Raw genomic sequence first — 21,182 nt, forward strand, 5'->3', positions numbered from 1 at the left:
CGGGGCGCGATGGCGCTCAGGCGCGGGCTACGCGTCGGCCTGCACGTGCGGCGTCTCGCCTGGCTCCGTCCGCCCATCGCGTTGCCGCCTGACCCGGGCGTATCTGGCGATGCCGAGCGGCATGAAGAGCAGATAGCCGACACAGATTACCACCAGGGTCCACCACGGGTCGGTCAGCAGGGCGGCGAACAGCAACCCGCCGAAACCGACCATCGCCAGGCGCCAAGAACTCCTCGGCCGCAGCGATTTCCAGCTCAGCGTCGCGATATTCGAGATGAGCAGGAAGGCAATGACAGCCGTCCAGATGGCAACCGCCCACGGAGTGCGAAAGACTTCGTTCTCCGTTGCGATCCACAGATACATCGGCAGAAACGCCAGCCCCGCCCCGACCGGTGCCGGAACCCCGGTCAGGAAGCCGGCCATCTTGTGGGGCTGCTCTTCAACGTCGATCCGCGCGTTGAACCGCGCCAGGCGCAGCGCGGTACAGATCGCGAAAGCGAGCGCAGCGAACCAGCCGAGGCGCGGCAGGCCCTGCAAAGACCACAGGAACAGAACCAGCGCCGGCGCCATTCCGAAGCTGAGCGAATCGGCCAGGCTGTCGAGCTCCGCCCCGAACCGCGACTGCGCCTTGAGCAGGCGTGCGATCCGTCCGTCGATACCGTCGAGCAACCCGGCCAGGAGGATCGCGAACAGGGCCATCTTCCAGTCGCCGACTATCGCGAAACGGATGCCCGTCAGGCCCGAGCACAGCGCCGCGGCAGTGATCGCATTGGGCACGACGGCCCGCAGCGCCAGCCCACCGCCGAAACGGCGCGTGACCGGGACTTCGTCCTCGCTCGCCTTGGGCCCGAGCCACGCCGGACCGGGATCGATCGGGCTGTCGTCGTCTATCTCGGACGGGCTCACTGGTTGACCCCTTCGATCAGGCCTTGCTTGCCGATCTCCGCAAGGACGGTCTCGCCAGCGATCACGCGCTGGCCGAGCAGGACCTTCGAATCGGTTCCGGCGGGAAGATAGACGTCGACGCGGCTGCCGAAGCGGATCAGCCCGACCCGCTGCCCGGCGGCGACCGTGTCGCCCGGCTTGATGAAGGGCACGATGCGCCTGGCGACCAGCCCCGCTATCTGAGTGAAGGCGATCTGGATGCCGTCGTTGCGCTCGATCAGGATGTGCTGGCGCTCGTTTTCCTCGCTCGCCTTGTCGAGGTCGGCATTCATGAACTTGCCGGGGATATAGACCACCCGCCGGACAATTCCCGCCACGGGCGAGCGGTTGATGTGGACGTCGAAGACCGACATGAAGATCGAGATGCGGGTCACCGGCTCGCTGCCGAGCCCCGGCCCGCCAAATCCGTCGGTGCCTTGCATCTCGGGTGGCGGCGCCACCTCGCCGATCAAGGTCACGAGTCCGTCGGCCGGCGCGACGATCAGCTCCTGCGCTTGCGGGACGACGCGTTCGGGGTCGCGGAAGAAGGCGAACACGCCGAGCGATGCCACCAGCAGCGGCCAGCCGACGATCCCCCATCCAAACAGGAAGATGAATACCAGCGCCACCGCGACTGCGGCGACTCCGAACTTGCGTCCTTCGGGATGGATCGCGGGCCAGCCCCATTCGGCATCGCCCCGGCCCCGGTTGTCGAGAAGATCTCCGGCCATGTTCGGCATCTAGGGCGGATAGGCCGACGCGGCAAGGTTGAGCGGCGGGACTACCGGCCGGCACTGGTGGAAAGCGGAGCGCCATGGTCCTCCGCAGCCTCCGGTTCGGGCGCGGCGCTCAGACCGCAGCTGTCATTGCGGCCGACCTTCCGCCGGACATCACGGGGAATCCCCTACCGGTGCCGTAACGGCTTGGTAAGCAATTTGTTTACCACTTTTGGTTAGCACGTTCCGCATGGAACGGGGGTTTTCACTTCGCACAACGGCGACAGCAGGTGTCGCGGCGCTGCTGCTGCACGCTGTGCCGGCGCACGCCGGCGGCGTGGCTGCGGGCACGCTGATTGAGAATACCGCAACCGCCAGCTTTTCAGCCAACGGCGCATCGCGCACGGTCAATTCCAACACGGTCTCCATCACCGTTGACGAGGTAATCGACGTCGCGGTCGCCTCGCAAGACGGGGCACCAATACCGTCGGCAGGCGCGACGACGCTGCGTTTCCTCGTAACGAATTCGGGGAACGGCCCGGAAAGCTATAAGCTCACGGTCGATCCCGGCGTTGCTGGCAACGACTTCGACCTGCAGATCGACAAACTGGCGATCGATACCAACGGCAACGGTGTCTACGACGAGGGTGTAGACACGCTGCTGGCCAGCGGCGCGGCTACCCCGGCCCTGGATCCCGATGGCTCGCTCAATATCCTCGTCGTCGGAACGGTGCCTGCGGGTGCGGCCGATGGCGGCAGCAGCAAAGTCAAGCTCCTCGCCCAGGCGGCAACGGGCTCGGGCACTCCCGGCACGGTCTTTTCCGGCGCGGGCGCAGACGGCGTCGACGCCGTCGCGGGCCTTTCGGGCGCCGATGACGACGATGCGGGCGAGATCGTTGCGTCGCTGGCCAGCGTTTCGCTGACCAAGTCCGCCACAGTCGCCGACCCTTTCGGCGGGACCCAGCCGGTCCCCGGCGCGATCATCACCTACACTATTGCGGCCGCGGTAGCCGGCAGCGGCTCGGCGACCGGCCTGCGGGTTTCAGACACATTTCCCACGTCGACCACATACGTGGCGAACAGCCTAACGCTCGATGGGAGCGCGCTCACCGACGGAACCGACAGCGACGCGGGGGAAGCAAGTGTCACGGGCATCGGCGTCGACCTCGGCGACCTGGCAGCGGGCACAACGCGCACAGTTTCATTCCGAGTTACGATAGAAAACTGAGGAATAATAAGATGTTCAAACGGCTAATTCTTGTCATTTCTATCAGTTTCGCCGCTTTCCTGGCGCTGCCTGCGCACGCCGAAGAGATCCAGCTCAAAGGCGACGTCAAAGTCGTCCGAACGATAGAGGAAGGCGGGGTTTCGCGGGAAGAGCGCCTCCCACCCGACAGGGTGGTTCCGGGCGACCGGCTCGTTTTCACCACGCACTTCCACAACACCAGCGCAGAGCCTGCGAACGACTTTGTGGTCACCAACCCTTTGCCTGTCGCGGTGATGTTGGCCAAGGACGGGGACTTCGACGTCTCTGTCGATGGCGGGCAAACGTTCGGACGCCTCGCAGCGCTGACGGTGGTCGATGGGGGGGCAACGCCGCGCGCAGCAGTTCTCGGCGACGTCACGCATATTCGATGGACGATTCCCCGCATCGAACCCGGGGAACAAGGGGAAATCAGCTACTTCGCCGTGGTTCGTTAGCGAACCGCGAACTTGAACGCCGCCATCGGCTCGCGGGCGGCAGTGAATACCAGCGGGCTAGAAGATGGGACCAAATATCATGAAACGCACGAGCAAATGGCTCGCTGCGGTTAGCGGCTTTTCGCTCGCCGTAGCGTCTACGATGGCCCAGGCGGCGCCGGTCGGCACTGCTGCAGGCGTGGATATCACCAATACCGTTCAGGTGAACTACAAGGTCGGGGGCGTCGACCAGACGCAGGTTACCGCGACCGACACGTTCAAGGTCGACCGCAAGGTCAATGTCACCGTCGCGACCACGGATTCGGCCGCAGTGAGCGTATCTCCTGGCCAAACGAATGCGGTCACCACGTTTACCGTTACCAACAACTCGAACGCATCGCTCGATTTCCTGCTGACTGCCACCAACCAGTCTGGCGGGACCGCGCAGTTCAGCGGGACCGACAACTTTGACGCGAACAATGTCCGCGTTTTCGTCGAAACCAACGGGACCGCGGGTTGGCAGGCAAGCGACACGCAAGCATCTTCGCTTGCCGCGATCGCCTCGGGCGACACTGCGACGGTCTATGTCGTGTCGGACATCGTCGTAAGCGCAGGTCCACCTGCGGTTCTTCCGTCGAGCGGCGATATCGCCACGATGATCCTGACCGCAACAGCTGCTTCCGGCGTCACCCAGATCGGCTCGACGGTCGCGGGAAGCGGCGGCTCGGCCATTTCGGAAACTCCCGCTGGTACGGCCAATGGCAAGACCACGATGGAAACCGTCTTTGCCGATGCGGCTTACGCGCCGAGCGGCGACGCCGCCAAAAACGGCAAGCACGCGGCACGCAGCGACTACAAGGTGCTGGGGGCGCAGCTGTCGATCAACAAGTACAGCCGCGTAATCAGCGATCCGGTTGGCAGCACCAATCCGCGCTCCATTCCGGGCGCAGTGGTGGAATACTGCATCGTTGTGTCGAACGCCGCCGGGGCCGCCGCAGCGTCAAACGTCGCGGTCAGCGACGTCGTGCCTTCCAGCATGACCTACGTCACGAGCAGCGTGTATCTCAATGGCGCCTTCAGCGCGCCCGACACCTGCGCTGCGACGGGGGGCGCCGCGGGCACTGACGGCGCGAACTACAATGCCGGCACCACGACGGTCAGCAATACCTTTGCGTCCATCGCGGCTTCGGAGACCAAGACGCTCAGGTTCCAAGCGACGATCAAGTGATCGCCGCTTGGACAGTCTTGTTCTGTGACGCGCAAGAATGCGTACCCTAACGGTCATCTTCGAACTTGCAGCAGCGCTCCTCGGGGCGCTGCTGCTGTTCGCCGGCCCGGTACGCGCACAGAGCCAGACGATTAGTAACACCGCCCATGCCTCTTGGTTGCAGAATGGTGTCGAGAGATCGACTCTATCCAATACGGTTGACGTCACTGTCTCACCATTGGCCATCGATCTGGCGATTTATCACCCGACGCCGGGTTCGGGCGGCCTTCCCGTGCGCGCGTCCTTATGCGGCGACACGCCATTGCTGCTGTTCCCCGGGTCTTCGGCCGCCAACGTCGATGTCGCCTCTTCCCAGACTTCCAATCTGAGGATCGGCGAGATCCTCATCTTGCGGTTCACCGTGCCCGCAGCAAATCTGGATTCGGCAGCGATCGACAAGACCGCCGTAACGCTCACCGGCGCGGGCGGGGACATCGAGGTCATCACGGTGTTCGAAACCGGACCCGACACCGGGGAATTTACCGGCGCCATAAAGACATATCCCGTCCCGCCAGGACGGGTTTCGGGCGACTGCAAGCTCAGCGTCGAGAAGGACGAGCAAATCGTTGTCGCGCTGGGCGGCGGGGAAGGATTTCCGCTGACCGCCGCAGGACATGTCACCGTGCTGGCGGACCCCTACGGCATCGTGTTCGACAGTGCAGACGGAACGCCTGTTTCGGGCGCGCGGGTGACGCTGATGGACGACAAGACCGGCGCGCCTGCCGCCGTGCTCGCGGACGATGGGATCACAGCCTGGCCCTCAAGCGTCATTACCGGACAACCGATCGTCGACGCCAACGGCGCTAGCTACCCCATGGGAGCGGGCGAATACCGTTTCCCCCTGGCCGCTCCCGGCAGATATCATCTCCAGGTCGAGCCGCCCTCGCCCTATTCGGCGCCCTCCACAGTTCCGGCAGATTCGTTCAGCGCCTTTACCACGTCCGACGGAACACCGCTCGAAGTGAACGACGCGTCCTATGGCGCAAGTTTCGCGCTCGGTTCGGCCGGCGCCGTGAGGGTCGACGTTCCAGTAGACTGGCCGAACACGCCAGTCGCAATCAGCAAGAGCGCCTCGCGCACCCGGGCGCAACCAGGCAACGCGGTGTTCTACACCCTGACGCTGAGCAATCCCGATCCCATGCGCGCCAAACACTACGTGGCCGTGCTTGATACCGCTTCACAATGGTTGCGCCTGCGCCCCAACTCGGTGCGCATCGACGGACGGGCCGCCGGCGCCGCGGCGGCTGCGAGCCGTGACGGACGTCAACTTTCGATTACGCTCGACAGCCTCGCGCCCGGACAGACCGTCAAAATCACTTACGCGATGGTCGTGCGCGCCGATGCTCCTCCGGGCCAGGCGTGGAACCGCGCGACCGCGACCGACACACGCGGCGGTCAATCGCGCGCCGAATACGCCGTGAAGATCGAACGCGATGTTCTCACCGCCCGCATGACGATCGTCGGGCGGATAACCGCGGGCTCCTGCGGATTGAGCGAGGATCGCACCGGCGTACCCGGCGTGCGCGTCATGCTGGAAGACGGCAGCTTCGCCATCTCCGACAGCGATGGCCGCTATCACTTCGAAGGCGTCGTGCCGGGGACGCATGTGGTCCAGGCACAGCGCCAGACTCTGCCCACTGGTGGAAAATTCGTCGACTGCGAGCGCTCCACCCGCTCTGCCGGACGGGCGAATTCCCGCTTCGTCGTGGGTCAGGGAGGCAGCCTGGCGGTGGCAGACTTCCACGCCGATATACCGGCGCAGAGTTCCGTTCGTCCGGACACGGACGACGATCCCGCCCCGCCCGTTCCGGGAACGGCCCGGCGCGAGGGAGCACCTCAGGACGACGTAGCCAGCTATCGCGAGGCCGGGGGCGGCGATACCGATTGGATGGCGCTTGGAGATGGCCCGACCGGATTCCTCTTCCCGGGGCCCGAGCACAATCCGCGCGTTCCGGCGGTGCGCGTCGTCATCCGTCACGAAGCCGATCAGAAGGTCGAACTCTCCGTCAGCGGCAAACCGGCGGACCCTCTCGCCCTCGACGGTACGACCGTCTCCGCCGACCGCAGCTTCGCCATCTCGACTTGGCGCGCGATCCCTTTGGCTGAGGAGAAGACTGTGCTGCGTGCCGTAGTGCGCAATGCAGATGGCTCGTTGGCGGCGGACCTGACTCGCGACGTTCAGTTTGTCTCGGCGCCCTGGAAGGCCGAGATTGTCCGCGAACGCTCGCGTCTGGTGGCGGACGGCAAGAGCCGCCCGGTCGTCGCTGTGCGCTTCACGGATCGCAAAGGGCGCCCGGTCCGGGCCGGAGTAACCGGTACGTTCGCGATTGGCGAACCGTACGAAAGCGCGGCAATGCTCGACCAGCTTCAACTCGGGCAGCTTACCGGCAGCGGCAGCGCCACGACCAACTGGGTTATCGAGGGCGATGACGGGGTCGCGCTCGTCGCGCTCGCACCGACCATGGTCAGCGGCCCTCTCCGTCTTGCCTTCACATTTGCCGACGGCGAATTGCAGCGCGAACAAAAGCTCGACGCCTGGGTCGTGCCCGGGGACCTCGACTGGACGATCGTGGGTCTCGCCGAGGGATCGGTCGGCGCCAGAAACGTGGCCGACAACATGGAGCGAACCGGCGCCTTCGACAGCGATCTCGGCGACGACGCGCGTTTGGCACTCTACGCCAAGGGCCGCGTTCTTGGGCGGTTCCTGCTCACCCTGGCCTACGACAGCGCCAAGCAGAAGGACGACCAGCGCCTTCTCGGTACGATCGATCCAAATGCCTACTACACGGTCTTCGCGGACCGATCCGACCGAAGGTTCGACGCCGCCAGCCGCGAGAAGCTGTACGTCCGGATCGAAACGGCATCGTTCTACGCACTCTACGGCGACTTCGTGACCGGCTTCGACCAGACGATCCTCGGCCGCTATCAACGCACGCTCACGGGTGCGAAAGCAGAGGGCCTGTTCGGTGGCCTGCACGCGCAAGGTTTCGCCGCGAGTGTCACCAGCCGATATCGCCGCGATGAAATCCAAGGCAATGGTCTGACGGGTCCATATCGCCTGGGCGATCGCAATATTCTCGCCAATTCCGAGACCGTGGCGATCGAAACACGCGATCGAATGCGCTCCGAAATCGTGGTGACTCGCCATGAACTGGTCCGCTTCGTGGATTACGATATCGATCCGCTCGCGGGCACGATCACGTTCAAAGAACCGGTGCTGAGCCGCGATTTCGAGCTGAACCCGCAATTCATCGTCATCGACTACGAAGTCGCTGATGGCGGCGGCTCCGCTGCGTGGAATGCCGGCGCGCGCGCCGACTATACGCTTGGGAGTGGGGGTCTACGGATTGGTGCGACCGCCATAACAGATAAGGGCGACGCGGCTCGCTCCGATCTGGCGGCAATCGATATTCGCGCGCCAATCGGAAATCACAGCGAGGTTCGCGCCGAACTCGGCGTGAGCCAAACAGAGGGCGTCGGCGCGAGCGCGTGGCTTGTCGAAGCGGAGCACCGCACGGGTTCGCTGGACGTCCTGGCTTATGCGCGCTCGCTGGATCAGGATTATGGTACGGGCCAGCAGACTGGCGCCGAACTCGGTCGCCGCAAATTCGGTATCGATGCACGCTACGAGCTCGACCAACGGCTCGCTGTAATCGCCAGTGCATGGTACGATGACAGCCTCGCCGACGCTTCCAGCCGCCGCGCGGTGCAAGTGTCCGCGGCCTATCGCACTGGCGATACCGAGGCGCGAATTGGCATCTCGCACCTTGCTGACCGCTTGTCCGACGGAGATCACGCCAGTTCGACGGTGCTCGAAGGCGGCGTGTCGCAGCGGCTCTTCGACAACAGGCTCGAGCTGAGCGCGACGACCAATGTCGCGCTCGCCAAGACGGAGTCGATCGACTTGCCGGCGCGTCATCGTCTCAGGGCAAGTTATGCCGTCACCGACTGGTTGCGTGCGATTGGGACATACGAAATCGCCGACGGCGCAGCGATACGAGCCAGAACGCTTAACGCCGGATTCGAACTCTCGCCGTGGCAAGGCTCCCGCGTGGTCACGACGTTCGGAAGGCAGGATATCGGCGAATTGGGAAAACGCAGCTTCGCCGCCTTCGGACTGGCGCAAGGTTTCGTCGTTTCCCCGACGCTTTCGATCGACGCGACCCTGGACGGCAACCGGACACTCAGCCGCCCCGACAGGCTTGATGTCGTTAATCCGCAGCACCCCGTCGCGAGCGGTGGGCAGATTGCACAAGATGGCTCGCTGTTCGAGGATTTCACTGCAATTACTCTCGGCGGCGCCTGGCGCAAGGATGCATGGGCTGCAACGATGCGCGGAGAATATCGCGACGGAGAATTTGCGAACCGTCATGGATTGACTGCCGGCGCGATCCGCCAGCTGGCCGAGGGAGTGGTGATCGGCGGGGGCGCGACCTGGACGCGCGCAACTGGCGAGGACCTTTCGTCGAGCGAGATCCTCGATGGATCGCTGGCGATCGCTTATCGGCCCGCCGAATCCGATTTCGCGTTCTTGGGCAAGCTCGAGTTCCGCAGCGACCGGGTTGCCGGCGCACATGCCGGGGAAACCGGTCCGGCCGGACGGACAGCTCTGACTGTGGATGGGAACGCCAAATCTCAGCGGATCGTCGCCAGCCTCTCGACGAACTGGTCGCCGCGCGGCATGTCAGACGGGAAACTGGTGCGGCGCACAGAAATCGGTGTGTTCGTTGGGGGACGCTACAACCTTGATCGGCTTGACGATTTCGACTTGTCCGGGTCGACGCTGCTCGGCGGTCTCGACGCGCGCATCGGCATCGGCGAGCGCTTTGAAGTCGGAGGCTCTGCCACCGTGCGCGCGAACGTAAGTGACGGCACCACCAGCTTCGCGATCGGACCGCAGATAGGCTTCTCTCCGGCCGACAACACGCTCGTCAGCGTCGGCTATAATCTTGCCGGCTTCCGGGACCACGACTTCTCCGACGCGCGCAGCACGAACAAGGGCTTCTTCGCCTCTGTCAAACTCAAGCTTGATGCGGACTCCTTCTCTTTCCTCGGGCTGGGGCGGCGATGATGGGTGGGCAGAGCCTGGCCGCTTTCCAGCGGCTCCTCCTATTCCTTGCCGGTTTGTGCCTGCTTGCGACTCCCGCGGGGGCGCAGTCCGTCACGACCTACACCCAGGCCACTGCCGGCACGATCAACAGGAACACGGACTGCGCGAGGCCGCTGGTCCGGACATTTTCCGTCGGCTCCAGTTTCACGGTCGGCGATGTCGACATCGGGGTCCTGATCACGCACACCTGGCGCGGCGACCTCCAGCTCACGCTCCAGTCGCCCGACGGCACAAGCGTGCAACTCACCAACGGCGACACCGCGTCGACGAGCGGCAACAACCTGAACGTGCTGTTCGACGATAGCGCGGCGCAGTTGGTCAACACCGACAGTCCGACGGGCAACCATTCATCGAGCGCGCCGCCTTTTCAGAATACCTTCCGTCCGCGCAATCCACTTTCGGCCTTTGCCGGCAAGGCCTCGGCGGGAACCTGGCGGCTGGAGATATGCGATCTCTACCCGGCTGCGGACGACGGAACATTTCAATATGCGGAGCTGCGCCTGACCTCGGCGCCGTCGAGCTACGCCGACTTGTCGCTGACGAAGAGCGTGCTCGGCTCGGCACCGAGCAGCGGAGGGTCGGTGACATGGCGTCTGAGCGTTTCGAACTCCTCGACGTCGCCGTCGGCCGCCTCCGGCGTCACAGTTAAGGACTACCTTCCCGCCGGGTTCACCTTCGTCTCGGCGTCGGGCAGTGGCTCGTTCAACGCTTCGACCGGTGTGTGGACAGTCGGCGCTGTTTCGGCAGGACAAACGCGGACGATCGACGTGACCGGCACGATCAACGCCACCGCCGGGGCGATGATCGTCAACGAAGCCGAGATTGCGAGCAGCAGCGTCGTCGACATCGATTCCGCCGTTAACAACGGCGTCACGGGCGAGGACGATTATGCCACCGTCTCGTTCACTGTCGCCGGCACCCGGTCTGCCGGCACGGCGCCGGCCTTGAGCTGTCCGAATGGCAGCACCCTGTTTGATTGGGATCCGCTGAGCTGGTCGGCGGGAAGCACAGCCAACACCTATTCGCTCGGCGGCTATGGCTCGATCGGCTTCACCCTCAGCAATCCGGGCGCGTGGCTGAGCGACAACTCGCTCGGGGGCACGTCGCCCAATTTGCAGACGGCGATGCACGGTGGCTACGTCGGGCAGAAATCGCTCATACAGCTCGTGAATCTTCCGAGCCAATCGGCGCGTGTGACGACCACAATCACTCTCCCGGCTGCGATGCAGGGAGCACAATTCCGGCTGTTCGACGTCGACTATGCGGCCAACCAGTTTGCCGATACCGTCACGGTGGAAGGTCGTTATCAAGGCGCGACGGTCATCCCCACGCTGACCAACTCCATCGCCAACTATGTGATAGCCAACAGCGCCTATGGCGATGGAGGGGCCAACACCGGCACGTCGGACGGCAACGTGGTCGTGACGTTCGGTCAGCCGATCGACACGATAATAATCCACTACGGCAACCATACAGCCGCGCCAATCGATCCCGGCCAGCAGGCGATCGCCATCGGCGACATCACCTTCTGCGACCCCACCACGGTGCTTTCCGTCACCAAAGTCAGCGCGGTGCTTTCCGATCCGGTAAACGGGACGACCAACCCCAAAGCGTTGCCGGGCGCCGTGGTGGAATACTGCCTGACGATCAGCAATCCCGGCGCTGTCGCGGCGACCAATGTCGTGGCTACCGACACGGTCCCCGCCACAATGACCTATACAGCGGGATCGATGACCAGCGGCGCCTCGTGCGCGGCGAGTTCGACTGCAGAGGACGACAACGCGTCCGGGTCGGACGAATCCGATCCCTACGGCGCGTCGTTCGCGGGCAGCGTGATTTCGGCGGCGGCCAATACCCTTTCGCCAAATCAATCGTTTGCGCTGAAATTCCGGGTTTCGGTCAACTAGCAGTCGCGCAAAGCAGCGGCCGGATTCCGGCCGCCCCGGATCTAGTCGTAGTTCAAGCGAATATCGAAAGTCCCGGTGTATACGCCCGGAGTCTGGTTCGCTGCGACGTGCAAAGTCCCGCCAGCGTGGATCGTGTAAGAGCCATCCAGGTTCAATATCCAGAAACGGTGGCTTCCGCCGGCGACGCCGAAGTCCAGCATACCCGGCCCGCTACCGAATGTGAAATTGTCCAGCCGCATCGTGGCGCCGCCGGGTCCCGAAAGATTTATTTGATTTCCAGTAGGCCCGGTAACCCGGAGCCCGAAAAGAAATGTCACCTTGCCTTCGAACGTTGCCGCGCGACAGGTCCCGGTGTGGATCACGCCGCCGGTCGTGTTGCATTGCGCGTTTGCGCCGGGCGACATCACGACGGTGCCGGAATTTCCCCGCGGCGCTATGTTCCCGAAGTCCATGTCATGGACGTCGGTCATTATCACGGGAGTATTGATGGCGGCCGCCATTCGGGCCGTCGCCCTCTCCTGGCACGAAGCAACTCGCGGCTGAAGCGATGCAGCCGCCACGAGAACCAACGTCAGCGCGTGCCACGCGGAAGCTTTTGGTCGCGCTTCGTTCGTCATGCGGTCTTTCTGGCTTCACCCAAGCTCGTTGCTGTAGACACAATCAAATGATTTGAGGTCTATATAGACCTCAGAGGTAAAGCCTTTGTTTCCTGCCTTGCCAGTGGGAAATATCGAGGGTGTCGAAAGAGAAGACCAAGGAGAGCGCCGACCTCAGGCGCCATGATCTTCCGAAGCGCGTGCTCCGCCATCTGCGGTGCGTCGCCTGCAATTGGCAACGCAAAATGTCAGGCGTGGTGGTTTGCCAACAGGAACGGCAGGACGACCCAAAAGCCTTCGCGGGTGCATTTCATCCTGCCAAGCGAATGGCCGTCCTCCAGCAGCTCGATCTCCCTTCCCGGCAGTTCTCGCTGCGCCATGTTCATTGCCGTAAAGGGTTCCAGAGCGTGCAGCTCAATCACTCGAGCTTCGCCCGCCGCATCGGGTTCGGCGACAAGAGTGTAGGTATGATCCAATTCGTTAACCATGCGACTCTCCTCCGAAGAATTGACCTTACGGACCTGGGGAAGTGGATGCGCCAACATACGTCAACTTGGGCAGATTTGGTGAAAGGAATAAGCGAGGAGGCTTGTGGTAAAGGAGACAATCCGAAAGGCGCCGACCATCAAGAGGCGTGACATGGCAGGTTAAATTTCACCCGACCGGGACACTTTGCATTTCCGGCTCGTCGGCAGTCGTCCGATCGAGACGGTCACAGCTACGATTTCACTGGTGGAACCGCGCGCCCACTATTTTTTCTCGACTTGGTCAATAAACGCGACTCAGCGATATCGGACCGTGCGCCAGGATCGCGCCCGCCTCCTGAGCCCGATCCGCGCCGTCCGCGAAAATTATCCGGGTGTCGCCCCACCATTCTGGAGGCATCCTCGGTTCGGAGCAGCCGAAAAGTTCCGCACCGCTGCGCAGAGCCACAGCGACCCTGAGCAGCTTGCCGCCGTTGTGGCGGCTGAACGCGAAGACGTGCCCCTGGCGTCCCCCTTCGACACGGGCGACCGCAAAGGCGCCGCCGCTGAAAAGTTCAGGGCTTTCGCTGCGCATCTTCAACGCCGCGTGGATGAGCCGCATCTTGGGCGACTCCGAACAATCCGTCGCCAGCAGGCGCCGCCGCAGATCGTAGTCTACGGGTCTGCGGTTGTCCGGATCGACCAGGCTGAGATCGGTCAATTCGCACCCCTGGTACAGATCGGGGACCCCGGGGACCGTGTATTTCAGGGCGGTCTGGGCGAGCGTGTTGGAGAGGGCGGCGGCTCGGTTCTGGCGCACGAAATCCGCCACGTCGCTCACGAACGAAGCGGAGCGCGCCGGATCGAGCAGCCGCTCGACGAAATCGCGGCAGGCAGCCTCATAGGCCTCGTCGGGCTCGGCCCAGGACGAGCGCAGCTTTGCCTCGCGCAGCGCCTTTTCCTGCCAGCGGGCAACGCGCCGGGCAAAGGCGCGCAGCCCCTCGTCGTCGCCGGGCTCCAGCGTTTCGGGCCAGGCTCCGAAGAGCGTCTGGTAGAGCATGTAGCGGTCGGCCGGATCGACGTCGCTGCCTTCGCCGATCGAGCGTTCCCACTGTTCGACGCGCTGCCGCCAGCGCCCGGGAACGTCGCTCAGCACGGCAAGCCGCGCGCGCACGTCCTCTCCGCGCTTGTGATCGTGGGTTGCCGTCGCCAGCATCGCGCTGGGAAAACGCTCTGTGCGTTCTGCACAGTCTCGGGCAAAGTCCTCGATTCCGATCGCCAGGCGCGCCGGATCGAAACCGACATCGTTGCGCGAGAGCAGCCGTCCGTACCGGTAGAACGCGGTATCCTCGACCGCCTTGGCCGCGATAGGCGCGGAGAGCTGCTGGAACCGTCTGACGGCATCCGCCGCGAGGTTCGCGTCTCCCGGCCCAGTGCCGGCGAGCCAGGCGAGGATCTGGTCGATCACGGCCATCTCGCCCGGCGGGGCAAGCGGCTCGGCGCGTTCGCGCGCCATATCGCGGAGCACCCGGTCGCTCTCGGGCGCGAAATCCCCGGTTCCGTAAGTTCGGTAGGCCGGAAAAGACCACAGCAGCACGCGCAGCGCGCGGCGCAGCATCCCCTCGGTCAGCGGCCGCGTGGCCTCGTCGGATGCCGCGAGATCGCAGAAGGCCCGGACGCAGGCGGAGAGCTGCGCCTCGAATTCCCACGAGAGCATGTCCTGCCGCGCCTGCAGCTCCTCGGCGCCAAAGTCGACCGTGCGCCCGCTCATCTGAACCCACAGCTCGCCTAGCGCCTCCTCGCCCGCCGGGTTGTGGAGCAGTCCGGAAACCTGCTCCATAAAATCGTATCCCGTGGTGCCGTCTATGTCCCACCCGCCAGGCAGGCGCTCGCCGGGAGCGAGAATTTTCTCGACAATGATATACGCCGCTGGCCCGAGCCGCTCGCGCAGGCGGCGACAATACTGCGCCGGATCGGCGAGCCCATCGATGTGATCCACCCGCACCCCGTCGATCAGGCCTTCGTCGTGCAGGCGGAAAACCAGTTGGTGCGTGGCTTCGAACACGCGCGGATCGTGGACCCGCAGCGAGGCGAGCTCGCTGATTGTGAAGAACCGCCGCCAGTGCAGTTCGTCGTTGCCGCGCCGCCACCAGCACAGGCGGTAGTGCTGCCGCTCGAGCAGTTCGGCCAGGTCGCTGTCGAGCGGCGCGCTGCGGTCATCGGGCCGTAGCGGGAAGCGGTGCTCGCCATAGGCCCACAGTTCGGTCCCGCCCTCCCCCGTTCGCAGCTCCAGCGCCCCATGCTCGAGCGCGTCGGCGAGCGGCTCGCCGAGGAAGGGCAGGAGCAGCTTGTCGCCCCAATCGATGTCAAAGAAGTCGGCAAACTTGCTCTCCCGCCCCCGCGCGAGAACGTCGTTCCACCAGGCGTTGTCGCCGCCCGCGATGCCCATGTGATTGGGGACGATGTCGATGATCAGCCCCATCTCGTACTCCCGCAGCCGAGCGACGAGCGAACGCAGCGCGCTCTCGCCGCCCAGTTCGGGGTCGACTTCGGTCGGGTCGACAACGTCGTAGCCGTGCTGCGAACCTCTGCGCGAGGTCGTGACCGGTGAGGCATAGATGTGGCTAATGCCCAACTCGGCGAAATACGGCACGAGCTCCTCGGCACGGGCGAAGGGGAAGTCGCGGTGGAACTGCAGCCGGTAGGTTGCGCGCGGCCTCATCGCCGGCGCCTCTCGTTGATGCCCTCGATCCGCCGCGCGACTTCCTCCTCCTCGAGCAGCTCAGAGGTTTCGTCGGGCATGCGGCGGCGCCAATTCGGGTGCTCGTCGGTCGTGCCCGGGAGATTGGGCTGCTCGCGCAGCCCGAGCACGTCCTCGAGTGGATAGAGCGCGAGCAGCGACGGCGTCGAAGCCACGTGCTCGGTCGCGGCATCAACGGCGCGCGCCGGCTGGTCGGCGGGCGGCGGTTCGCCTTCGGCCGAGCCGGATTGGCACAGCGCAGCCCACAACTGGCAGCGCTCTTCGGCGCGGCGCGTGCGATCCTGCTCTTCGCTCCCGTCGGGATCGCCCCGACCGAGCCGCCACGCCCAGTCGAGGTCGCGCTCCGACCACCACCCGGCAACGGTGAATAGATCGTGGGTCCCGGTCATCGCTACCGCGCGACGCTGCCAGCGCTCGGGCGGGATGTAGCGCCCGCCGTCCTCGCGTTCGAACCACAGCACGCGCATTCCTAGCACTTCGCGCTCCTCCAGCTTTTCCCGCAGCCCGTCGGGAATGGTGCCGAGATCCTCGCCGATGACGACCGCCCGCGCCCGGCGCGATTCGATGGCGAGCACGCGCAGCATGTCGTCGAGCGGATAGCGCAAGTACGCTCCGTCGGCCGCGCTGCCGCCGTGCGGAATCACCCACAGCCGGTTGAGTCCCAGCGCGTGATCGATGCGGATGCCGCCGCACAAATCGATGTTGGCGCGCAAAGTGGCGATAAGCGGCTCGAAGCCATTGCTGCGCAGCGCGGCGGGCGAGAAGGCCGTCAGCCCCCAGTCCTGTCCGTGCGGACCGAGCGGATCGGGCGGAGCGCCGACCGAGAGCCCCTGAAGCAGCTCGTCGCCCTTGCTCCAGCCGTGGCTCCCGCCTGCATCGAGGCCGACCGCCAGATCGGAGATCAGTCCGACCTTCATGCCGGCGTCGGTGGCGGCGCGCTGCGCGGCGGCGAGGCTTTCCTCGGCGAGCCACTGGGCGAAGACGTAGAATTCGACCTCGTCGCTGTGCTCGGCGGCGAAGCGCTTGACCGCCACGCCTCTGGCGTCGTGGAAGTCCTCCGGCCAACCCTGCCAGCCCCCGGCGCCGGTGTGGAAGAAGTGCGCATGCAGCGCATCGAAGGTCGCGTGGAGTTCGAGCGTCTCGCCGCCTTCGGCGCGGTAGGCGGCGATGCGGTCCGCGAGCGCTGCCCGAGTGATCTCGAACGTCTGGCGCAAGGTCGCGAGGCGGCGCGGGATCGCATGCTTCCAGTCGATCAACTCGCCGCCCCGCGCTTCGCCGAGCGGCTGCCCGACCAGCGCGGGATCGCCGAAGAGGATGTTGAGGAAGGCCCGGCTCGACGGGCCGTAGGGGCTGAAGCGCGACGGATCGGCGGGAAACAGGGCATGCGCCGGGCTGATCGCGAGCGCGTCGGCCCCGCGTGCGGCAAACGCGCTTGCCGCCCCGGCGACACTGCCGAAGTCGCCAAACGCGCGGCCGCCGCCGTCGCGCAGCGATGGCACCTGAACTGCGGCGCCCCAGGCCCGGCGATCGCCGATCGCCTCGGCGATGCCGAAACAGCTTGCCGGTGCTATGGCGAGGCCCATCGTGCGCGCACCGATGTGGAGACGGTGATAGCCAATCTCGTCGATCGGCTGCAGCCTCAACCCTTCGTCCGTACGCTCGACCCGCACCGCACGTTCGGAGCCGTCCTCGAGTTCGAGCTCGGCGCGTCCAGGCTTGCCCGCTCCGCCGGGGAGGTCCACCGGCCGGCCGCTGTCGCCGGTAACGAAGTCGGCGCGCCGGCTCTCGCTGCGACAGCGCTCGAGACTCTCGGCGATGTCACGCTCGTGCTCGGCCGGGTAGCCGAGCGCGCGCAGGACGTTGCGCAATGCGTCATCGCCGGTCCGCTGGTACCGCCCCGCTGCATCGCGCCATTCGATCTGAAGCCCCGCCTCCGCGGCAAGCTCGTGCAGCGCGCTCATGACTCGATCCCGCACACGAAGCTGCCGGGCTCACCGCTTGCACCGAGCGTGAAGAGCGGGCCGGGCACGTCGCCAAATTGCGCGCGTTCACGGCCGAGATTGATCGCCAGGGTGAGCGTCGCTCCGTCGCCCATTCGCCAGCGAGCGCTCACCGCGCCTTCGGCAAGCACCTCTGCCCCGAGGCTCTTCGCCCCGGCGAGGCGCGGCACGATGTGCCGGTGCCGCAGCTGTAGCAGTTCGGCGTAAAGCCCCCGCCACTCTTCGGCATCGGGGCCCGGGACCGGGATCGAGGCCGCGAAGGTCAGGGCATCGTTTGGGTCGGGGATTCGCTCGCGGTCCTCGGCCTTGGCGAAGGCGCGGAAATCGGCGAATTCGCGCCGCCGCCCCTCGCGCACGGCATCGGCCAGCTCGTCGTGAAAATCGGTGAAGAACAGGAACGGGGAACGGCTCCCCGCTTCGTCGCCCATGAAGATCAGCGGGATCTGCGGTGCGAGCAGCAGCAGGGCGGTCACCGCTCGCAGCTTGTCGCGCTCGGCCAGCACCGTCAGCCGCTCACCCAGCGCGCGGTTGCCGATCTGGTCGTGGTTCTGCAGGAACGAGACGAACCGCACCGGCGGAAGGTGCCCGCTCGGGCTTCCGCGCGGCCTGGCGTCCGGACCCGGCGGAGACTCACCCTGGTAGACGAATCCTTCCGTAAGACAGCGAGCGAGCTTGTTCGTCGGCTCCTGCGCAAAGCCTGCGTAATATCCTTCGGTTTCGTCGGTCAGCAGCACGTGCACCGTGTTGTGGAAGTCGTCGTTCCACTGCGCGTCGAAGCGCCCCTCCGCCAGCCGGCCGGCGTCGTTGGCTTCGTTTTCGAGGATCAGGTGAACGTGGCGATCGCCGACCGTTTCGCGCAGCTCGCTCGCCATCGCGTCGAGGAAGCGGCTGTCCCCGATCGCATGGATCGCGTCGAAGCGAAGCCCGTCGAAGCGGAACTCATCGAGCCACATGCGCGCATTGTCGATGAAGAAGCGCTGCACGGGCTCGCGCGCGGAGGCGATCCCCGGGCCCCACGGCGTGTGCCGCGTCGCATCGAAGAACGGTTCGGCATAGGCGTGGAGGAAATTTCCATCCGGTCCGAAGTGGTTGTAGACCACATCCAGGAAAATCATCAGGTCCAGCTCGTGCGCCCGGTCGACCAGCGCTTTCAGATCGGCGGGCGTGCCATACGCCTCGTGCACCGCATAGGGCAGGACGCCGTCGTAGCCCCATCCGCGCTCGCCCGCGAAGGCTGCAACGGGCATCAGCTCGACCGCGGTGATGCCGAGATCCGCCATGGCAGGCAAGCGTTCTGCGACGCCCGCGAAGCCGCCGAGAAGGCCGGCGTGGACCTCCTGGATCACCGCCTCGTGCCACGGCCGTCCGCGCCAGCCGGTGCACTTCCAGTCATAGCCGTCCGGATCGGGAAGCACACTCCACCCATGCGGGCCGCCGCGCTGCGCACGCGAAGCGGGATCGGGCACGGCCAGCGTTGGATCGAGGCGAAAACGGTAGCTCGCCCCTGCAGCGGCCTCGGTGGTAACCGACAGCCAGCCCTCGCCCGCCGGCTCCATCGGTATGGAACGGCCGTCCTCGAACTCGAGCGTGATCGCCTCGCGATCGGGCGCCCACACGTTGAAGCGCCAGCCCCCCTCCTCGACGCGTTGTGGACCCCATTGCATCAGACCGGCACTTCCCACCAGATCAGCGCCGCCGCGCCGGCGAGCAGCCAGTAGCTGTCGCCGATGTCGTGCTCCTCCAGGTGGGGATGCGCACTGTCGATCAGCAGGCGCCGGCGGGCCGAAGGCGGCGGAAGGTTGAACACGAGATTGTCCGGCGACCCGTTCATCAGCAGGGCGATGATCCTTAGCCGCCCGTCCTCCATCTTGCGCGCCAGCCGCATGACCAGAGCGCGGCCGTGAACATTGTCCCAGTCCTCTTGCGCCAAGGGCATGCCGCGCTCGTCCCACCAGTCGATATCGGGGAGGTTCGCGGCGACCTCCTGCCCGTAGAGATAGCGGCGCGAGTGCAACAGGCTGTAGCGTTTGCGCAAAGCGATCAGCCGCTGCACGAAGCCGATCATGGCCTCCCCCTCGGGCGAGCGCGCCTGCTTCCAGTCGAACCAGCTGATCGCGTTGTCCTGACAATAGGCGTTGTTGTTGCCGCCCTGGGTACGGGCGAACTCGTCGCCGCCGAGCAGCATCGGCGTGCCGTGGGAGGCGAGCAGGGTCACCAGCATCGAACGCTGGATGCGCATGCGCATTTCGCGGATTTCGGGGTTGTGGGTCGGCCCCTCCTCGCCCCAGTTACGCGAGAAGTTCTCGCCGTGTCCGTCGTTGTTGTCCTCGAGGTTGGCCTCGTTGTGGCGATGCTCGTAGCTGACCGTGTCCGCGAGCGTGAAGCCGTCGTGGCTGGTGACGAAGTTGACGCTGGCCCAGGGGCGGCGGGCGCGGCGATCGAAGATGTCGCCCGAGCCGGCCAGCCGTGCGGCGAGCTCGCCGCGCATGTCTTCGTCGCCGCGCCAATAGCGGCGCACCGCGTCGCGATAGCGATCGTTCCATTCGGCGAAGCCGGGCGGATGATGGCCGAGCTGGTATCCGCCCGGGCCGATGTCCCAAGGCTCCGAAATCAGCTTCACCCGCTGCAGCACCGGGTCCTGGCGCAGAACGTCGAAGAAGGCTGCGCCCGGGTTGAAGTCGGGATAGGTGCGGCCGAGCACGGTCCCCAGGTCGAAGCGGAAGCCGTCGATGCCGAACGAGGTCACCCAGTAGCGCAGTGAATCCGCGACCATCTGGATCACCCGGGCCTTCGACATGTTGAGCGTGTTGCCGGTCCCGGTGAAGTTGACCGCATAGCGCCGATCGTCCGGCGACAGGCGATAATAACTGGCGTTGTCGAGCCCGCGCCACGACAGCGTCGGCCCCCGCTCGGACCCTTCCGCCGTGTGGTTGTAAACCACGTCGAGAATCACCTCTATCCCCGCGGCATGGAGCCTGCGCACCGCGAGGCGCAGCTCGTCGAGGTCGGGACGGGCGAAATATCGCCGCTCGGGCGCGAAGAACGACAGCGTGTTGTAGCCCCAGTAGTTCCTCAGCCCCTTTTCGAGCAGGAAGCGGTCTTGCGCATAGGCGTGGATAGGGAGCAACTCGATCGCGGTGACGCCCAGCCGCTTGAGGTGATCGACCACCGGGCCGCTGGCGAGCGCCGCGAAAGTGCCGCGTTCCTGCGGCGCCACTTCCTCGAACAGCTTGGTCAGGCCGCGCACATGCGCTTCGTAGATCACCGTGTCCGCCCACGGCGTGTTCGGCCGGCGGTCGTGCGACCAGTCGAACGAACCGTGGGTCACTACGCCCTTGGGCATCGCCGGGGCACTGTCGCGGCGATCGAACGAAAGGTCTGCCTTGCGCGAGCGGACACGGTATCCGAACAGGCTGTCCGTCCACTTGAGCTCGCCCACGAGCTGCTTGGCGTAGGGATCGAGCAGCAGTTTGTGATGATTGAACCGGTGCCCGTTCTCCGGCTCGTACGGGCCGTAGGCGCGGTAGCCGTAAACGAGCCCCGGCAGCGCATCCGGCAAATAGCCGTGCCAGACTTCGTCGGTCCACTCGGGCAGATCGAAGCGAGCGATTTCCTTCCTGCCATTGGGATCGAACAAACAAAGCTCGATCCGCTCGGCGTTGGCCGAGTAGACGGCGAAGTTCACCCCCATTCCATCGAACGTGCTGCCGAGCGGATAGGGCGAACCGGCCTCGAGCCGCTCCGGAAAGCTCATCGG

13 protein-coding genes are annotated in these 21,182 nt (G+C 65.3%); 5 read left to right on the forward strand and 8 right to left on the reverse strand.

Features of this window, described 5'->3' with window-relative positions; all coding sequences use genetic code 11:
- Positions 1-27 precede the first annotated feature (27 nt).
- A complete protein-coding gene (locus Q7I88_RS13070; RefSeq protein WP_439648393.1) occupies positions 28-873 on the reverse strand; it encodes a CDP-alcohol phosphatidyltransferase family protein in 846 nt (281 codons plus the stop codon).
- A gap of 29 nt (positions 874-902) precedes the next feature.
- A complete protein-coding gene (locus Q7I88_RS13075) occupies positions 903-1,655 on the reverse strand; it encodes a phosphatidylserine decarboxylase (protein WP_305096351.1) in 753 nt (250 codons plus the stop codon).
- Between the two features lie 235 nt (positions 1,656-1,890).
- Here Q7I88_RS13075 and Q7I88_RS13080 point away from each other — a divergent pair, with 235 nt between their 5' ends.
- From Q7I88_RS13080 to Q7I88_RS13100, 5 genes are all read left to right on the forward strand, one after another.
- A complete protein-coding gene (locus Q7I88_RS13080; RefSeq protein ID WP_305096352.1) occupies positions 1,891-2,868 on the forward strand; it encodes a hypothetical protein in 978 nt (325 codons plus the stop codon).
- Positions 2,869-2,879: 11 nt separating this feature from the next.
- The gene (locus Q7I88_RS13085; protein WP_305096353.1) at positions 2,880-3,341 is read left to right on the forward strand and encodes a hypothetical protein; all 462 of its coding nucleotides are present in this window, start codon (positions 2,880-2,882) and stop codon (positions 3,339-3,341) included.
- A 79-nt stretch (positions 3,342-3,420) separates the two neighbouring features.
- Positions 3,421-4,548 (forward strand): hypothetical protein, encoded by a 1,128-nt coding sequence (locus Q7I88_RS13090; protein WP_305096354.1) that lies wholly within the window; start codon positions 3,421-3,423, stop codon positions 4,546-4,548.
- 37 nt (positions 4,549-4,585) lie between these two features.
- Positions 4,586-9,658, forward strand: coding sequence for a carboxypeptidase-like regulatory domain-containing protein (locus Q7I88_RS13095; protein WP_305096355.1), 5,073 nt, complete (start codon positions 4,586-4,588; stop codon positions 9,656-9,658).
- Positions 9,658-11,604: a proprotein convertase P-domain-containing protein gene (locus Q7I88_RS13100; RefSeq protein ID WP_305096356.1), complete on the forward strand. Its 1,947-nt coding sequence runs from the start codon at positions 9,658-9,660 to the stop codon at positions 11,602-11,604. The genes Q7I88_RS13095 and Q7I88_RS13100 overlap by 1 nt, the downstream gene beginning before the upstream one ends.
- Positions 11,605-11,645: 41 nt before the next feature.
- On the opposite strand, the gene Q7I88_RS13105 is transcribed toward Q7I88_RS13100, so the two are convergent.
- The 6 genes from Q7I88_RS13105 to glgX all read right to left on the reverse strand — a co-directional run bounded on the left by Q7I88_RS13105 (position 11,646) and on the right by glgX (position 21,179).
- Positions 11,646-12,104, reverse strand: coding sequence for a DUF4402 domain-containing protein (locus Q7I88_RS13105; RefSeq protein WP_305096357.1), 459 nt, complete (start codon positions 12,102-12,104; stop codon positions 11,646-11,648).
- A 344-nt stretch (positions 12,105-12,448) separates the two neighbouring features.
- Positions 12,449-12,688, reverse strand: coding sequence for a hypothetical protein (locus Q7I88_RS13110; protein ID WP_305096358.1), 240 nt, complete (start codon positions 12,686-12,688; stop codon positions 12,449-12,451).
- A 280-nt stretch (positions 12,689-12,968) separates the two neighbouring features.
- A complete protein-coding gene (gene treY, locus Q7I88_RS13115) occupies positions 12,969-15,386 on the reverse strand; it encodes a malto-oligosyltrehalose synthase (protein ID WP_305096359.1) in 2,418 nt (805 codons plus the stop codon).
- The gene (gene malQ / locus Q7I88_RS13120; protein ID WP_305096360.1) at positions 15,383-17,386 is read right to left on the reverse strand and encodes a 4-alpha-glucanotransferase; all 2,004 of its coding nucleotides are present in this window, start codon (positions 17,384-17,386) and stop codon (positions 15,383-15,385) included. The genes treY and malQ overlap by 4 nt, the downstream gene beginning before the upstream one ends.
- Positions 17,383-19,089: a malto-oligosyltrehalose trehalohydrolase gene (treZ, locus tag Q7I88_RS13125; protein ID WP_305096361.1), complete on the reverse strand. Its 1,707-nt coding sequence runs from the start codon at positions 19,087-19,089 to the stop codon at positions 17,383-17,385. The genes malQ and treZ overlap by 4 nt, the downstream gene beginning before the upstream one ends.
- Positions 19,089-21,179, reverse strand: a complete 2,091-nt coding sequence (glgX, locus tag Q7I88_RS13130; RefSeq protein ID WP_305096362.1) for a glycogen debranching protein GlgX — start codon at positions 21,177-21,179, stop codon at positions 19,089-19,091. Before glgX ends, treZ begins: the two co-directional genes overlap by 1 nt.
- Between the last annotated feature and the right edge of the window lie 3 nt (positions 21,180-21,182).

Origin of the sequence: Croceibacterium aestuarii, from assembly GCF_030657335.1 — a bacterium.
GTDB lineage: Bacteria > Pseudomonadota > Alphaproteobacteria > Sphingomonadales > Sphingomonadaceae > Croceibacterium_B > Croceibacterium_B aestuarii.

Bases quoted from the DNA above. Each gene is read 5' to 3' on its own strand.
- Q7I88_RS13075 (WP_305096351.1), bottom strand. From the start codon at position 1,655: ATGGCCGGAGATCTTCTCGACAACCGGGGCCGGGGCGATGCCGAATGG.
- Q7I88_RS13080 (WP_305096352.1), top strand. From the start codon at position 1,891: ATGGAACGGGGGTTTTCACTTCGCACAACGGCGACAGCAGGTGTCGCG.
- Q7I88_RS13085 (WP_305096353.1), top strand. From the start codon at position 2,880: ATGTTCAAACGGCTAATTCTTGTCATTTCTATCAGTTTCGCCGCTTTC.
- Q7I88_RS13090 (WP_305096354.1), top strand. From the start codon at position 3,421: ATGAAACGCACGAGCAAATGGCTCGCTGCGGTTAGCGGCTTTTCGCTC.
- Q7I88_RS13095 (WP_305096355.1), top strand. From the start codon at position 4,586: ATGCGTACCCTAACGGTCATCTTCGAACTTGCAGCAGCGCTCCTCGGG.
- Q7I88_RS13100 (WP_305096356.1), top strand. From the start codon at position 9,658: ATGGGTGGGCAGAGCCTGGCCGCTTTCCAGCGGCTCCTCCTATTCCTT.
- Q7I88_RS13105 (WP_305096357.1), bottom strand. From the start codon at position 12,104: ATGGCGGCCGCCATCAATACTCCCGTGATAATGACCGACGTCCATGAC.
- Q7I88_RS13110 (WP_305096358.1), bottom strand. From the start codon at position 12,688: ATGGTTAACGAATTGGATCATACCTACACTCTTGTCGCCGAACCCGAT.
- treY (WP_305096359.1), bottom strand. From the start codon at position 15,386: ATGAGGCCGCGCGCAACCTACCGGCTGCAGTTCCACCGCGACTTCCCC.
- malQ (WP_305096360.1), bottom strand. From the start codon at position 17,386: ATGAGCGCGCTGCACGAGCTTGCCGCGGAGGCGGGGCTTCAGATCGAA.
- treZ (WP_305096361.1), bottom strand. From the start codon at position 19,089: ATGCAATGGGGTCCACAACGCGTCGAGGAGGGGGGCTGGCGCTTCAAC.
- glgX (WP_305096362.1), bottom strand. From the start codon at position 21,179: ATGAGCTTTCCGGAGCGGCTCGAGGCCGGTTCGCCCTATCCGCTCGGC.